Source organism: Pseudomonas mosselii, from assembly GCF_019823065.1.
Taxonomy (GTDB): domain Bacteria; phylum Pseudomonadota; class Gammaproteobacteria; order Pseudomonadales; family Pseudomonadaceae; genus Aquipseudomonas; species Aquipseudomonas mosselii.
In genome coordinates this window covers 618,803-633,549 of sequence record NZ_CP081966.1, presented here as the reverse complement: position 1 = coordinate 633,549, position 14,747 = coordinate 618,803, and the positions used below count along the sequence as shown (strand labels likewise).

Genomic DNA, 14,747 nt, shown 5'->3' with positions numbered 1-14,747 from the left:
TGCCCTATGCTGCGCAAACTCTCACTGGCAATTGCCGTGTCTTGTGCGTCCCACGGAGTGGCCTGGGCAGTGGATACGCCCACGACGGTGAAGACCGACCTGGTCAGCGTCTACCAGGAAGCGGTCGACAATAACGCCGACCTGGCCGCCGCCCGCGCCGACTACGGTGCCCGCCGTGAAGTGGTGCCCCAGGCCCGCGCCGGATTGCTGCCGAACCTTTCGGCCGGCGCCGAGATGATGAACACCCGCACCAAGCTCGACGAACCGTCGGTCACCTCCAACCGCAGCGGCAACGCCTGGAGCGCCACCCTGGCGCAGCCGATCTTCCGCGCCGACCGCTGGTTCCAGCTGCAAGCCGCCGAGTCGGTCAACGAACAGGCCGCCCTGGAACTGTCGGCCACCGAGCAGAACCTGATCCTGCAGAGCGCCGAGAACTACTTCGCGGTGCTGCGCGCCCAGGACAACCTGGCCTCGACCAAGGCCGAAGAAGCGGCCTTCAAGCGTCAGCTCGACCAATCCAACGAGCGCTTCGACGTCGGCCTCTCGGACAAGACCGACGTGCTGCAGTCCCAGGCCAGCTACGACACCGCCCGGGCCAACCGGATCATTGCCGAGCGCCAGGTGCAGGATGCCTTCGAGGCCCTGATCACCCTGACCAACCGCCAGTACACGGCAATCCAGGGCGTAGTCCACACCCTGCCAGTGCAGGTGCCCACGCCCAACGACGCCAAGGCCTGGGTCGAGACCGCCGGACGGCAGAACCTCAACCTGCTGGCGACCAACCACGCCGTGGCGGCCGCCGAAGAGACCGTGCGCCAGCGCAAGGCCGGCCATGCGCCGACCCTCGACGCGGTGGCCAAGTATCAGAAGGGCGACAACGACAACCTCGGTTTCACCAACCCCTCGCAGAACGGGGTGCGCTACGGTGGCGATGTCGAGCAGACCAGCGTCGGCCTGCAGTTGAACATCCCGATCTACAGCGGCGGCCTGACCAGTTCTCAGGTACGCGAGGCCTATGCGCGCCTGACCCAGAGCGAGCAGCAACGCGAAAGCCTGCGTCGCCAGGTGGTGGAGAACACCCGCAACCTGCACCGCGCGGTGAATACCGACGTGGAGCAGGTGCAGGCGCGCAAGCAGTCGATCATCTCCAACCAGAGCGCGCTGGAAGCCACCGAGATCGGCTACCAGGTCGGCACCCGCAACATCGTCGACGTGCTCGACGCGCAACGTCAGCTGTACACCTCGGTGCGCGACTACAACAACAGCCGCTATGACTACATTCTCGACAACCTGCGCCTGAAGCAGGCCGCCGGCACCCTGAGCCCCCAGGACCTACAGGACCTGGGGCGGTACCTGAAGGCCGACTACAACCCGGACAAGGATTTCCTGCCACCGGACCTGGCGGCGGCGGCGGCGAAGAACTTCGAACGCCGGCCTTGAGCCAAGGGAGCTCGCGGTCGCTGTAGGAGCCGCCTTGTGTCGCGATAGGGCCGCACCGCGGCCCCGGCAATCTAGCAGTAATGCGCAGATCCCGGGGCCGCTTCGCCCCCCTTTCGCGACACAAGGCGGCTCCTACAGGGACCGCATCGCCTCACAGATCAGCGGATTAGCGCAGCCAGCCCATCCAGCAACCGCTGCAACGCCCCTTGGTTGGCCTGCATCACCGCCCTGCCCGCCTCGCCCATGCGCCGCGCATCCTGTGGCAGCTCGACCAACCGACGCACCGCCCCGGCCAGCCCTTCGGCGTCATCCACCTGCTGCAACGCCCCCGCCTCGCGCAGCATCGCGCTGATCTCGAGGAAGTTGAACACATGCGGCCCCATGAGCACCGGCAGCGCCAGCGCCGCCGGCTCCAGCGGGTTGTGACCGCCGGTGGCCACCAGGCTGCCACCGACGAAGGCGATATCGGCCAGGGCATAGAGGAACAGCAGCTCGCCCATGGTGTCGCCCAGCAGCACCTGGGTCTGCGCCGTGACCGTGTCGCCATTCGAGCGGCGCACTGTGGTGAACTGGCCGGCGCACAGTTCATGCACCGCCGCGAAACGCTCGGGATGGCGCGGCACCAGGATCAGCAACGCATCGCTGTGGACCTTCAGCAGCTCACGATGAGCCTCAAGAACCAACGCGTCTTCGCCATCATGGGTACTGGCAGCGATCCATACCGGACGTTGCCGGGCAGCCCACTGTTCACGCAATGCGCTGGCCCGTGGCGGCAATTGATCTTCGACCTTGAGGTCGAACTTGATCGAACCGGTCACCTGCACGCATTCGTCGCGCGCACCGAGCGTACGGAAACGCTCGGCCTCGGTTTCGGTCTGCACGGCGATCAGGCTCATCTCCTCGAGCATCGGCCGGGTCAGGCCGGCGAAGCGGGCATAGCCACGGGCGGAGCGCTCGGACAGCCGGGCATTGGCCAGCGCCACCGGAATGCCGCGCCTGGCGCACTGGTGGATGTGGTTCGGCCACAGCTCGGTTTCCATGATGATGCCCAGGCGCGGGCGCACATGGTCGAGGAACCGCCCGGCCGTCCACGGCAGATCATAAGGCAGGTAGCAGTGTTGCACCCGTGGCTCACCCTCGAACATCGCGCGGATGCGCTCGGAGCCGGTCGGGGTCATGCAGGTAAGCGTGATCGGCAGGTCCGGGTACTGCTTGAGCAGGGCCCGGACCATTGGCGCGGCGGCGATGCTCTCGCCCACCGAGACCGCATGCACCCAGATGCCGCCCTGGCGCATCGCCGGCAGCTGGCAGGCGAAACGCTCGGCGATCCGCGCACGGTACGCCGGCGCCTTGCGCCCGCGCAGAAACAGGCGCAGCGCGACCAGCGGCAGGCCCAGGTGAAACAGCAAGGTATAGAGGGTTCTGTTCATGGCGGCGGAGTTTACTAGGAACCGCGCGAAAAGGCCTGTCAGCCAATCGCCCTCAGGTGCACGGCGAAGCGCTCGGCCAGCCACTGCGCGGCCGGGCCCAACGGTTCGTCGCGCCGCCAGGCCAGCTCCGCTACCAGCGCTGGCGGGCGCCACTCGCTGTCCAGCTCGACCATCTGCGTCTGGTAGGTGGGGTACTGCACCACATGCCGAGGCAGCCAGGCCCAGCCCAGACCGCGCATCAGCAACTCGGCCATGGCGTAGAAACTGTCGGCGCGCCAGACCTGCGGGCTGATCGCCTCGCCGCCCGGGTAGCCACTCTGCTGCGGGGTGATCAGCAACTGGCGATGACGGGCCAGTTGCTGGCGGCTGACCTTGGCCAAGTGTGCCAGCGGGTGGTCGATGGCACACACCGTGACCATCTCGACGCTGCCCAGGGCGCGCCGCTCCAACGAGGCGGGAATGCTTTCATGGTGGAAGAACAACCCCAGGTCGGCACGCCGCTCCACCAGCTTGCGCGCCACATCGCCCTGGGCACCGCTGGCCAGCTGCACTTCCAGGTAGGGGTAGTGCGCCGCCAACTCGTCGAGGCTGTCGATCACCGGCTGGTAGGGCATGGCCTCGTCCTGGGCCACCCGCAACAACGCCTCCTGCCCGCGCATCAAGGCCTGTGCCCGACCATCCAGGCGCTCGCACTGACGCAACAGCTCGCGGGCGTCCTCCAGCAACGCGGCGCCGCTTTCGGTCAGGCGCGGCAGCCGGCCGCTGCTGCGCTCGAACAGGGTTACACCCAGGTCCGTCTCGAGCAAGGCGATGGCGCTGCTGATCGCCGACTGGGCCTTGCGCTGTTCGCGGGCCACGGCGGAAAACGAACGCAACTCGGCGGCCCGCACGAACAGGCGCAGTTGCTCGAGGCTCCAGTATTCTGTCATGACCAACCTATCTCCAAAGTAGATAGGTAATGACTTTACCGCATCCAGGGATTCCCTAGAATGCCATCCAGCAACGGAGGACCCGCACCATGAACGCCTACACCTATCTCGCCATCGCCATCTGCGCCGAAGTCATCGCCACCGCCTCCATGAAAGCGGTCAAGGGGCTGAACACGCCGCTGCCGTTGCTGCTGATGGTCTGCGGTTACGGCGTGGCGTTCTGGATGCTGACCCTGGTGGTGCGCAGCATTCCGGTGGGCATCGCCTATGCGATCTGGTCGGGGCTGGGCATCGTGCTGATCAGCATCGCGGCGTTGCTGATCTACGGACAGAAACTGGATGTGCCGGCGATGCTGGGCATGGCCATGATCGTCGGCGGGGTAGTGGTGATCCAGGTGTTCTCCAATACCGCCGGGCATTGATCCACGGGGAACACTGTTCCCATGTGAACTGTATACTGCGCACCTGTCCCAGTTTTCGAGGTGCCCGCATGCCATCCGCCATTACCACTGACGTGCTGATCGTCGGCGCCGGGGTCGCAGGCCTCTGGCTCAATGCCCGGCTGCGCCGCCTGGGCTATTCGACGGTGCTGGTGGAGCGCGCCAGCCTGGGTGGCGAGCAGACCATCAAGTCGCAAGGCATCATCCACGGCGGCACCAAATACGCCCTGCACGGCGCCCTCAGCGGCGCCTCCGAGGCCATCGCCGACATGCCGAGGCGCTGGCGCGAAGCGCTGGCCGGCAACGGCGAGCTGGACCTGTCCGCTACCCGCCTGCTTTCCGATGCCCATTACCTGTGGTCCCCCGGCACCCTGGCCGGCAACCTCACCAGTTTCTTCGCCAGCAAGGCCGTGCGTGGCCGGGTCGACCAGGTCAAGGGCGAGCAACTGCCGCCGGCCCTGCAGGACCGAGCGTTCAAGGGCAAGGTCTATCGCCTGGCCGAACTGGTCATCGACGTGCCCAGCCTGCTGGCCAACCTGGCGCAGCTGGCGGGCGACAGCCTGCTGGCCGGCGAGCGCGTCGAGCCGCTGCGCGACGGCGGTGACCTGGCCGGGCTGGTGGTCGACGGCCGCGAGATCCGCGCCCAACGTATCGTCCTCAGCGCCGGTGGCGGCACCGAAGCACTGCTGCACGCCCTGGGGCTGAGCCAACCGGCCATGCAGCGCCGGCCGCTGCACATGGTCCTGGCCAAGGGTCCCAACCTCAAGCCGCTGTACGCCCACTGCCTGGGCGGCGGGCCCAAGCCGCGCATCACCGTGACCACCCACCCGGCCGCCGACGGCCAGTGGGTGTGGTACCTGGGTGGCGACATTGCCGAGGCCGACGGCGTGGCCCGCGAGCCCGCCGCGCAGATCGCCGCGGCGCAAAAGGAAGTCGCCAGCCTGCTGCCCTGGATCGACCAGGCCCAGGTGCGCTGGGCCACCCTGCGCGTCGACCGCGCCGAGCCGGCGCAATCTGGCCTGGTACGCCCGGACAACGCCTTCCTCGCCGACCAGCAGCGCCTGCTGGTCGGCTGGCCGACCAAGCTGGCCTTGGCGCCGGACTTCTCTGATCGTGTGCTGGCCAGCTTTGAACGTGACGGCATCCACCCGAAGAACCAGCCGGACCTCGCCAACCTGCCCCGCCCACCGCTGGCGCTGCCTGCCTGGGAGCAACTGCTGCCATGAGCCTGCCGACCCTGCACGATCATCACCGCCCCCTGGGCAGCACCGGCCTGCGGGTGTCGCCGCTGGGCCTGGGCACGGTCAAGCTTGGCCGCGACCAGGGCGTGAAGTACCCCAACGGCTTCACCATCCCCGATGACGAAACCGCCCGCCTGCTGCTCGCCCAGGCCCGCGAACTGGGCATCAACCTGATCGACACCGCACCGGCCTACGGCCGCAGCGAGGAACGCCTTGGCCCATTGCTGCGCGGCCAGCGTGACCAATGGGTGATCGTCAGCAAGGTCGGCGAAGAGTTCGAGGCCGGCCAGTCGCACTTCGATTTCAGCGCCGCCCACACTCGCCGCTCGGTCGAACGCAGCCTCCAGCGCCTGGAAACCGACCGCATCGAGCTGGTGCTGGTGCATTCCGACGGCAACGACCTGGCGATCCTCGAGCGAGAGGGCGTGTACGAAGCCCTCGCCGCACTCAAGCAGGAAGGCAAGATCCTGGGCTATGGTTTGTCTGGCAAGACCGTCGCCGGCGGCCTGAAGGCGTTGGAGCAAGGAGATTGCGCCATGGTCACCTACAACCTCAACGAGCAGGCGGAGCGGCCCGTGCTGGACTACGCTGCCGAGCACGGCAAGGCCATCCTGGTGAAGAAAGCCCTGGCCAGCGGGCATATCTGCCTGGCGCCCGGGGTCGATCCGGTGCAGGCCAGTTTCGAGCTGCTGTTCGCCCACCCGGGCGTGAGCAGTGCCATCGTCGGCACCATCAACCCGGTGCACCTGGCCCATAACGTGGCCACCGTCGCCCGCATCCTGGGCCGGCCCTGAGCCGTCCAGGCGGGGGCCCAACGCAAGGAGGAGCCTCGTGCCGCGTACGCTGATCCGCAAGAATCCGAGCAACTTCAAGACCCTGCCGCTGCACGTCGAGGCCACGCCCGAAGGCCTGACCTACCAGAGTATCGGCATGCCGCTGAATTTCGCCCAGACCCTGCAGCGGCGCAAGGCCATCCAGGTCGCCGACCCCGAACACTTCGTGGCAGAACTGGCCAACCTCGGCGTGTCGGTACGACTGACCCTGCACTGGCAGGGCCGCGACTACTGGGTGCTGGTCCGCCAGCGCCGACAGGACCGTGGCGATGTAGTGCTCAAACTGATTTCCGGCTACGTCCCGGCCCACGAGCTGAACCTGCCGCTGCACACAGCGATCCAGGAAGTGGCCGAGGAATGTCTGCTGGAAACCCCCGAAGGCTGGCTGGGCGGACGCTTCAACGACACCTGGCTGCCAGCGCCCTATGCCGCTGCCCTGCACTACCGTGAGGCGCTGCCGTTCGTGCTGTCGCCCGAGTCGGGCGCTGCCCGCCCGGTGCATTGCGCCAACCTGATGTTGCTGGAGCGGCCACGCGCCTATGTTCATCTGCCCACGGCGTCGTTGCAGCTGATCTACGACTTGCGCCTGCAAGTGCCCAAGGAGGCCAAATCGCTGAGCCTGTTTCATGTCGACGAGCGCCTGGAGGGCGATCAACTGGTGGCCAGGCTCAATCGCAAGCGGCCGGATCTCTACCTGATGCCGCTCAAGGACGGCCAGCCCGTGGCCGAGCTGTACACCTTGAAGAAGGACCAACTGACACCCGCGGGCACGCGCGGACTGTGGCTGGCAGAGAGCTTCGCCCGTCAGGATGGCTGGGTGGTGCGGGATGAGCGGGTGCGCTGGAAGGACTGGCTGAAGCAGCAGGGGCTGGTCGAAAGCAAGCCCGCGCCGGTGTCGCACCTGGAACGGTTCGGGGACAAGGCTCGGGAACTGCTGGCCCGGGCGCGGACCTCGCTGCATAAATGAACACGGGGCAAGCCCGCTCCCAGCGTTTCGTGGGAGCGGGTTTACCCCGCGACTTGCAGCCTATCAGTGCTTGCGGATCTTCTCGACGATCGCCGTGGTCGAGCTGTTTTCCACCAGGCCCAGCACCTTCACCGTGCCGCCGTAGGCCTTGACGATATCGGCGCCGACCACCTGGTCGATACCGTAGTCACCGCCCTTGACCAGCACATCTGGCTTGACCTGGCGCAGCAGGTTCTCCGGCGTGTCCTCGGGGAAGCTGATGACCCAATCCACCGCACCGAGGCCCGCCAGCACGGCCATACGTCGGTCAACGCTGTTGATCGGCCGGCCCGGGCCCTTCAAGCGGCTGACCGAGGCATCGTCGTTGATGGCGACGATCAGCCGGTCGCCCTGGGCGCGTGCCTGTTCCAGGTAGGTCACGTGACCGGCGTGGAGGATATCGAAGCAGCCGTTGGTGAAGACGATCTTCTCGTTGTGCGCACGGGCATCGTCGATGGCCAGCAGCAGCTGCTCCAGGCCCAGCACGCCCCGCTCAGAGCCCTCTTCACGCTGGATGGCGCGACGCAGCTCAGGCGCGCTGATGGCGGCGGTACCCAACTTGCCGACCACGATGCCGGCGGCCAGGTTGGCCAGGGCGACGGCATGCGGCAGGTCTTCACCCGCGGCAATGGCGGCGGCGAGGGTGGAAATCACCGTATCGCCGGCACCGGTGACATCGAACACCTCACGGGCACGGGCCGGCAGGTGCAGGGCCGGGTGGCCGGTGCGCAGCAGGGTCATGCCATGCTCGCCACGGGTCACCAGCAGCGCGCCCAGATCCAATTCGTCGAGCAGCTTCAGGCCTTTGCCGACCAGCTCGGATTCATCGGCGCAACGGCCAACGATGGTCTCGAACTCGCTGAGGTTCGGGGTGATCAGGCTGGCACCGCGGTAGATCGAGAAATCCTTGCCCTTGGGGTCGGCCAGTACCGGAATGCCCTTGCCGCGCGCGGCCTGGATCAGCGCCTGATGGTTCTGCAGCGCGCCCTTGCCGTAGTCGGACAGCACCAGCACCTTGACGCCTTCAAGCAGGGCATCGACCTCCGCGCCCAGCGACAGCGGGTCGGTAGCGAACGGCTCTTCAAAGTCGATGCGCAGCAGTTGCTGGTGACGGCTCATCACCCGCAGCTTGACGATGGTCGGCTGGTGGGCGATGCGCTGGAAGATCGAGCGCACACCGGCGGCATGCAGGCTGTTGGCAAGGCTGTCGGCAGCCTCGTCCTGGCCGGTGACGCCGACCAGAGAAGCGGGCGCGCCGAGGGCAGCGATGTTCAAGGCCACGTTGGCCGCGCCGCCGGGGCGATCCTCGATCTGATCGACCTTGACCACCGGCACCGGCGCTTCAGGCGAAATACGCGAAGTACCGCCATGCCAGTAGCGGTCAAGCATGACATCGCCGACCACCAGTACCGGGGCTTGATCGAAACGCGGCATGGACAACTTCATGGGCAACCCATTTTTGGAAAAGTGAACAGGGGCAGGATATTAGCACAGGGTCGTGGATGGCTTTACCGCCACCTTCGCTGTGGACAACTGCAGTGACAATCGGGGCCGTGCCGGCCCCGATGCTTGGATTTAGGTGATATCGACGTTTTCCGGCGCATCCAGGCCCATGGCATGCAGACGGGCATAGTAGCCATTGGCCTCAAGCAGCTCGGCATGAGTACCACGCTCCACCAGACGCCCCTGCTCCATCACCAGGATCATGTCGGCCTTCTCGATGGTCGACAACCGGTGGGCGATCACCAGTGTCGTGCGCCCCTGCATGACATGGTCCAGGGCTGCCTGGATATGCCGTTCGGACTCGGTATCCAGCGCCGAGGTCGCTTCATCCAGAATCAGCAACGGCGCATTCTTCAGCAGTGCACGGGCTATCGCCAGGCGCTGACGCTGACCGCCTGACAGGAGCACACCGTTCTCGCCGACCTCAGTGTCGAAACCTTTCGGCAACTGGTCGACGAACTCCTTGGCATAGGCATCGGCGGCCGCGGCCTCGATATCGGCACGCGGTGCACCGGCCAGGTCGCCATAGGCGATGTTGTTGGCCACGGTGTCATTGAACAGCGTGACATGCTGGGTGACCTGGGATACATGTCGACGCAGGTTGCGCAGGCGATACTCCTCGATTTCCACGCCATCGAGCAGAATCTGCCCTTCGCTGTGGTGATAGAAACGCGGAATAAGCGCAGCGAGGGTCGACTTGCCGCTGCCGGAACGACCAACCAGGGCAATCATCTGGCCAGGCTCGGCAGTGAAGCTAATGTCGCTGAGCACCTGACGCTCGGTACCTGGGTAGGTGAAGCTCAGATTGCGCACTTCCAGACGGCCCTGCACACGCGCCTTCTCAACGGTACCGGTATCCACCTCAGGGGCTTCATCCAATTGCTCGAAGATGCTCTCGGCACCGGCCAGGCCTTTCTGGATGGTCGAACTGACCTCCGAAAGCTGACGGATCGGCTTGGGCAGCAGCCCCGCGGCCGTGATGTAGGCAACCAGGTCGCCAGCCGATGCGTCCCCACGCAGGAACAGGACCAGGAACATCAGCGCAGCCATGGCGCTGTAAATCACCAGTTGCAGCAGCGGCGTGTAGAGCGCGCCGGTCTTGGTCATGCGCAACTGCTTGTCGGTGTTGCCCTGGCTGGCGGCGCTGAAGCGCTGCTCCTCGTAACGTTCGCCGCCGAAACTGCGCACCACCCGATAGCCCTGGATGGTCTCGGAGGCAACATGGGTGACGTCACCCATGGCCACCTGGATCTTCTTGCTCTGCTTGCGGAATTTTTTGCTGGCAGTGCTCACCATCACGGCGATCACCGGCAGGATTGCGACCATGACCAGCGTGAGTTGCCAGTTCATCCACAGCAGGTAGGCGAACAGGAAGACCACCGTCAGGCCTTCACGGATCACCACCTTGATCGCGTCGGTCGCAGCGCCGGTGACCATCGTCACGTTGAAGGTGATGCGCGAAATCAGGTGGCCGGAGTTGTGGTTGTCGAAATAGCGGTTGGGCAGCACCAGCAGCTTGTTGAACAGCTCCACGCGCAGGTCGTGCACCAGGCACAGCGATACCTTGGCCAGGAAGTAGTTGCCTAGGAACGACCCCAGGCCCTGCCAGGCTGCGATCAGGATGATCAGCAGCGGCACGGCCTGCAGCAGTTGCAGGTCGCGCAGGTAGGCCACGTTGGGGAACAGGACGGCCTGGGGATTGCTCAGGCCGTCGACGAAGTACTTGAGGATCCCGGCCAGCATCGGCTGGGTCGAAGCGAAGATCACAAACCCGACGATACTCAGCAGGAAGATGCCGATGTAGGGTTTCACGTACCTCAGCAGCCTGAAGTAGATCTTCAGGCTGGAGGTGTTCTCCACCGGTAGCGGTGTTTCGGCCATCATCGAGCTCGCTGTTCAGATTGAACCGGCGATTTTACCACAGCGTCGTTTCTGGTCATCTGCCCACGGCAACAACATTGCCAGGCCTACCGGCAGCCAGCTGATGAACCATTCGGCCCGTGGCGTGGCGGTCAGGCTGGCGGCATCGAATTGCATGGCCAGGGTCGAGTACACCCAGAAGACCAGGAGGATCTTGCCGAACAACGTATCGCGCGCGCGCAGGATCGCCACCAGGGTGCACAGCCAGACCCCTAGCCACAGCAACATCCCCGGCAACCCGAGCTCCACGGCAATATGAGTGAACATGTTGTGGGTATGGTCGAACTCGAGCCCTGCCGCTTCCACGCGGTAGAACGCACCCAGACCGAGGCCGCCGACAGGGTGCTCACTGATCATCTGCACAGCGGCGTGGAAGATTTCCGGACGGTAGGACGACCCCCGGAGCATGATCAGCTCGTACATCATATAAAAAGCGATGCCGGTGGCCAGGGCTGCCAGCGCGGCGAACAGGCTGCTGCTGCGGTTGCGGAACCACAGTGGCGCCAGGACGACGGCCACCACAAGGGCAAACGCGGCTCCGCGACTCTGGCTGAACACCACGAAAGCACCCAGGCAGGCCAGGGCCATCGCCCAGGCCAGCTGCAACCCACGCTGAGTGGGGAAGCTGTACAGCAGCCAGAGGACTGCGGCGGCGATGACATAGGCCCCCAGGATCGGGTGGGAAATCTCACCGATGCCTTCGATTCGGGTCACCAGCGGATTACCTGCCACCACATAGAACTGCACGATCGAAATCAACGCGGCCAGCGCCAGCAACCCACCTCCCAGTTGCAGAAGGCGTGAAGCTCGCTCGACGCCGGCCTGTGCCAACAGGGGAAAGGCCAGCAAGAACAGCAGGATGTACACCAGCCGCTTGCCTTCACGCCCACCATCCTCGGCGGTCGACCAGGTCAGGCTGATGGCACACCAGAGCAGCAGGGCCAGGACACAGCCCCACAACCCGGGTTGCCTTCGCAAGGCCTGGGCATAGACATGCCGGGCGGAGCACGCAAGCCCCAGGGTCGGCAACCACAGGAACAGGATCAGGCCCTGCTGGTATAGCTTGTTGCTCGGTGCCAGCGCAATCGCCGCCAGGAACCAGATGAACCCCCACCCCAGCCAGGCTCTGGCCCAGTTCTTTTCGTGCAACATCCTTTCCCCCATGTAAAACACAAGCACACCGTCATGGTGCTAACAGATAAATTTCGGCATTATTACCGGTCATTTTGCCTGCCCTGAAGACAAGGCTCGAATACATGCAATGTTCCCGGCTCTCCCAGGTCGACTTCGATCGATTGACTCTCGGCGCCAAGGTGCTTGAGGCAGATAGCCACGGCGCCAAAGTCTACCTGCTTGGGGATGGAAATATCCTCAAGGTGTTTCGTCGCAAGCGTCTGATTTCATCTGCACTGCTACGCCCCTACTCGCAGCGCTTCATCGACAACGCCATGCGCCTGGGCCAGGCCGGTTTCCCAACCCTGGAAGTGATCAGCCACCACAAGCTGCCGCTGCCGGGCCGCACGGCAGTGCTCTATCGACCGCTGCCGGGCGAGACCCTGCTGCAACTGTCGCGCCAGGCCGACTTCAGCTGGGACCGGCAATTGCCGCGCCTCGTCGAGCTTATTCGGCGACTGCATCAGGCGGGGATCTACTTCCGCTCGCTGCATCTGGGCAACGTGGTCGAGACCCCCGAAGGCCTGCTGGGCTTGATCGACGTGGCCGACATGCGCTTCCTGCGCGCCCCGCTCTCTTCCCGAATGGTGCAACGCAACGTACAGCACATGGTTCGCTACATCGAGCGAGAACCCCTCGCCCGAGAGTTTCCCCTCGATCAGTTCCAGGCGGCCCTGGCGGCGCGCTGACACTCAGCGCGCCAACAGGCTGGCCGAACCGGACCGGAACGCTTGCCATCCCTGCTCCGGCGCCAAGGCCTGCCACTGCTCCGAAGCCTTGGCCCCGGCATCCTGAAAGGCGCAATCGTCAATGACGTCAGCCCAGGCATACGGATCGTCCGTCGGCAGGTAGTGGCCCGCATCAGCCAACTGCTCTCGAAAAACCGGCAGGTCACTGCAGACGACCGGCACCTTGGAAAGCACGGCCTCCTGCAGCACCAGCCCGAGGCCTTCCGAGCGGGAGGGCAGCAGCAACCAGTCGAAGGCCGGGTACAGTCGTATCGAATCTTCACGGTGGCCATAGAACCGGACACGATCACCCACGCCGAGCGATCTGGCCTGCGCTTCCAGCTGCCCACGCAACGGTCCATCGCCGAGTATGACCAGGCGAGCGCCTTGCTGTACTGCGCGCGTCCTGGCGAACGCTTGGATCAACATCTCGAAACCTTTACTCTCGACCAGGCGACCCACCGCCCCCAGCACAAGACCGTCCTCCATCAACGACAAGGCCTGCCTGGCCTGCTCCCGATCCAGCGAATGATCGGTGAAGGCCCGAGGATTCAGCGCCACACGCAAGCTTTGCACCGAACGCCCCAACCCCTGGGCCAGCGAAAGCGCCAATGTCGTGGAGACAGCGGCGACCGTCAGGCGCTCTACAGGAAACTGCCGGAACAGGGCTACATCGCGTCGGGTCAGGCGTGTCGTACCGTGGAACAGGACGGCAACCTGCACGTCTGGAAGCCGTCGCAACAATGGCAGCAGCAGCCGGGCAACGCCCAGTCCGTCCAGCAACAGCACATCGGGAACCACCACCTTCAACGCGCGACGCAGACGCCACTTCACCCAGGACAGTGCCAGTCGGTGCGCTAGCCGCCCCTTGAGCACGCGTGGCGACAAATGCCAGCTGCGCGTCTGACCCACGCCGCTGCACAAACCCTCTCCGAGCAGAAGCCAGTTGGTCACCTGCGCACCACTCGGGGCATGCGCCAGCACCTGCCGGTGCACACTGTGGATGGAAGCGAAGGGCGAACCACCCGACCACATCACATTGAGGATATTCAACGGCGTAACGCCCCTTTGATGATTCGGTGGGCCTTGAAGCCAGCCGTTTTGCTGATCCGCGAAATCTTGCTCGAACCAGGTCAGAATCCGAGCCACAAACGCAAGCGCTGCCAGCCGGTCAGCGGCGGATGCGCTCGCAGTGCAGGCACCATGTGCTCGACAATGCTTCGGCCCACGGCGGCAAAACTGAAGCGCGCAGTGGCCAGTTCACGCCCATTGCCAGCGATGAACGCCGCCAGCGCAGGATCCTCGCGTAACTGACGCAGCTTGGCCTGCAACGTCGGGATGCTGTCATACAACACCACGTTGCGCATGTCCTCGAGCCCCAGTGCGCGGTTCTCCGCTTCGCCCTGGTCGTAGGCGAACAATACGCAACCGCAGGCCATCGCCTCGAAGTTCTTGATCATGTACTCGCCCATACCGACGTCGGCACTGACGAAAAAACGGATACGGTTGAGGGTATTGCAATAGTCCTCGCCTGACTTGGTACGGGTGACCACCAGATTCTCCACCTGCCCCAACTCATCCAGCAAGGCTTTGCGGCCACTGTAGGCGACACTCTTGGTGCTGCCGACGAATGCCAGCTCGATATCGCGTTCGCGCCCCTGGTCGGCCAACAGTTGTTCGTCGTAGCCCTTGGGCACGAATACCGCGTCGAAGCCTTCCTGGCGCAGGCGCTCGCTGACCATGTAGCCAGAGCTGATGATTCGGGCCCAAGGCAGTTGGCGGTAATGCTCGCTGAACTTGCCGGTGTATTTGCAGGGTATGTAGTTCTGGTACGCGTCGTGCTCGAGGATCACCAGGTTGGGAACGCTGCGAATGAACGCAACCTGACGGATTTCCTGCTTGAAACGCAGGAAGAACACGATACGGTCGTAGCGCGTGACGTCCACTTCCCGCTTGAAGTAGCGACGCAGGTTGCGCTGGTCCTCGTCGCTCAGCCAACGCAGATCGCAGTCACAGTTGGCCGCGACGCCGTCGTACAGGCGGTCAAGAATCGCCCGTTGTTCCTTCTGCACCAGAAATAGGACTTTCATTGCTTTCCTTGGGC

The 14,747-nt window shown here is 64.8% G+C and carries 13 protein-coding genes; 6 read left to right on the top strand and 7 right to left on the bottom strand.

The window, feature by feature from the left end; translation table 11 throughout:
- Positions 1-6 precede the first annotated feature (6 nt).
- Entirely contained in the window at positions 7-1,440 is a 1,434-nt protein-coding gene (locus tag K5H97_RS02835) for a TolC family outer membrane protein (RefSeq protein ID WP_028688288.1), read from the top strand.
- A 158-nt stretch (positions 1,441-1,598) separates the two neighbouring features.
- Here the strand turns inward: K5H97_RS02835 and waaA are convergent, their stop codons facing one another.
- Both waaA and K5H97_RS02825 read right to left on the bottom strand, forming a co-directional pair.
- Positions 1,599-2,870, bottom strand: a complete 1,272-nt coding sequence (gene waaA, locus K5H97_RS02830) for a lipid IV(A) 3-deoxy-D-manno-octulosonic acid transferase (protein ID WP_028688289.1) — start codon at positions 2,868-2,870, stop codon at positions 1,599-1,601.
- Positions 2,871-2,908: 38 nt separating this feature from the next.
- Positions 2,909-3,799, bottom strand: a complete 891-nt coding sequence (locus tag K5H97_RS02825; protein WP_028688290.1) for a LysR family transcriptional regulator — start codon at positions 3,797-3,799, stop codon at positions 2,909-2,911.
- An 89-nt stretch (positions 3,800-3,888) separates the two neighbouring features.
- On the opposite strand from K5H97_RS02825, the gene K5H97_RS02820 reads away from it, so the two are divergent.
- The 4 genes from K5H97_RS02820 (at position 3,889) to K5H97_RS02805 (ending at position 7,280) form a co-directional block, all read left to right on the top strand.
- Positions 3,889-4,221, top strand: coding sequence for a DMT family transporter (locus K5H97_RS02820; protein WP_028688291.1), 333 nt, complete (start codon positions 3,889-3,891; stop codon positions 4,219-4,221).
- A gap of 68 nt (positions 4,222-4,289) precedes the next feature.
- Positions 4,290-5,465 carry an NAD(P)/FAD-dependent oxidoreductase gene (locus K5H97_RS02815; protein ID WP_028688292.1) on the top strand — a complete coding sequence of 392 codons (1,176 nt, stop codon included), beginning with the start codon at positions 4,290-4,292 and terminating at the stop codon, positions 5,463-5,465.
- Positions 5,462-6,274, top strand: a complete 813-nt coding sequence (locus K5H97_RS02810; protein WP_028688293.1) for an aldo/keto reductase — start codon at positions 5,462-5,464, stop codon at positions 6,272-6,274. Before K5H97_RS02815 ends, K5H97_RS02810 begins: the two co-directional genes overlap by 4 nt.
- Positions 6,275-6,311: 37 nt before the next feature.
- Entirely contained in the window at positions 6,312-7,280 is a 969-nt protein-coding gene (locus tag K5H97_RS02805; protein WP_028688294.1) for a hypothetical protein, read from the top strand.
- Positions 7,281-7,343: 63 nt separating this feature from the next.
- Here K5H97_RS02805 and hldE read toward each other — a convergent pair whose 3' ends face one another.
- From hldE to K5H97_RS02790, 3 genes are all read right to left on the bottom strand, one after another.
- On the bottom strand, positions 7,344-8,765 hold the full coding sequence (gene hldE, locus K5H97_RS02800) for a bifunctional D-glycero-beta-D-manno-heptose-7-phosphate kinase/D-glycero-beta-D-manno-heptose 1-phosphate adenylyltransferase HldE (RefSeq protein WP_028688295.1): 1,422 nt from the start codon (positions 8,763-8,765) through the stop codon (positions 7,344-7,346).
- 129 nt (positions 8,766-8,894) lie between these two features.
- The gene (gene msbA / locus K5H97_RS02795; RefSeq protein ID WP_028688296.1) at positions 8,895-10,703 is read right to left on the bottom strand and encodes a lipid A export permease/ATP-binding protein MsbA; all 1,809 of its coding nucleotides are present in this window, start codon (positions 10,701-10,703) and stop codon (positions 8,895-8,897) included.
- 15 nt (positions 10,704-10,718) lie between these two features.
- A complete protein-coding gene (locus K5H97_RS02790; RefSeq protein WP_028688297.1) occupies positions 10,719-11,894 on the bottom strand; it encodes an O-antigen ligase family protein in 1,176 nt (391 codons plus the stop codon).
- Between the two features lie 104 nt (positions 11,895-11,998).
- On the opposite strand from K5H97_RS02790, the gene K5H97_RS02785 reads away from it, so the two are divergent.
- Complete coding sequence (locus tag K5H97_RS02785; RefSeq protein ID WP_028688298.1) at positions 11,999-12,604, top strand: BUD32 family EKC/KEOPS complex subunit; 606 nt, start codon at positions 11,999-12,001, stop codon at positions 12,602-12,604.
- A 3-nt stretch (positions 12,605-12,607) separates the two neighbouring features.
- Here the strand turns inward: K5H97_RS02785 and K5H97_RS02780 are convergent, their stop codons facing one another.
- Positions 12,608-13,696: a glycosyltransferase gene (locus tag K5H97_RS02780; protein ID WP_028688299.1), complete on the bottom strand. Its 1,089-nt coding sequence runs from the start codon at positions 13,694-13,696 to the stop codon at positions 12,608-12,610.
- An 80-nt stretch (positions 13,697-13,776) separates the two neighbouring features.
- A complete protein-coding gene (locus K5H97_RS02775; protein WP_028688300.1) occupies positions 13,777-14,733 on the bottom strand; it encodes a glycosyltransferase family protein in 957 nt (318 codons plus the stop codon).
- Positions 14,734-14,747: the final 14 nt, after the last annotated feature.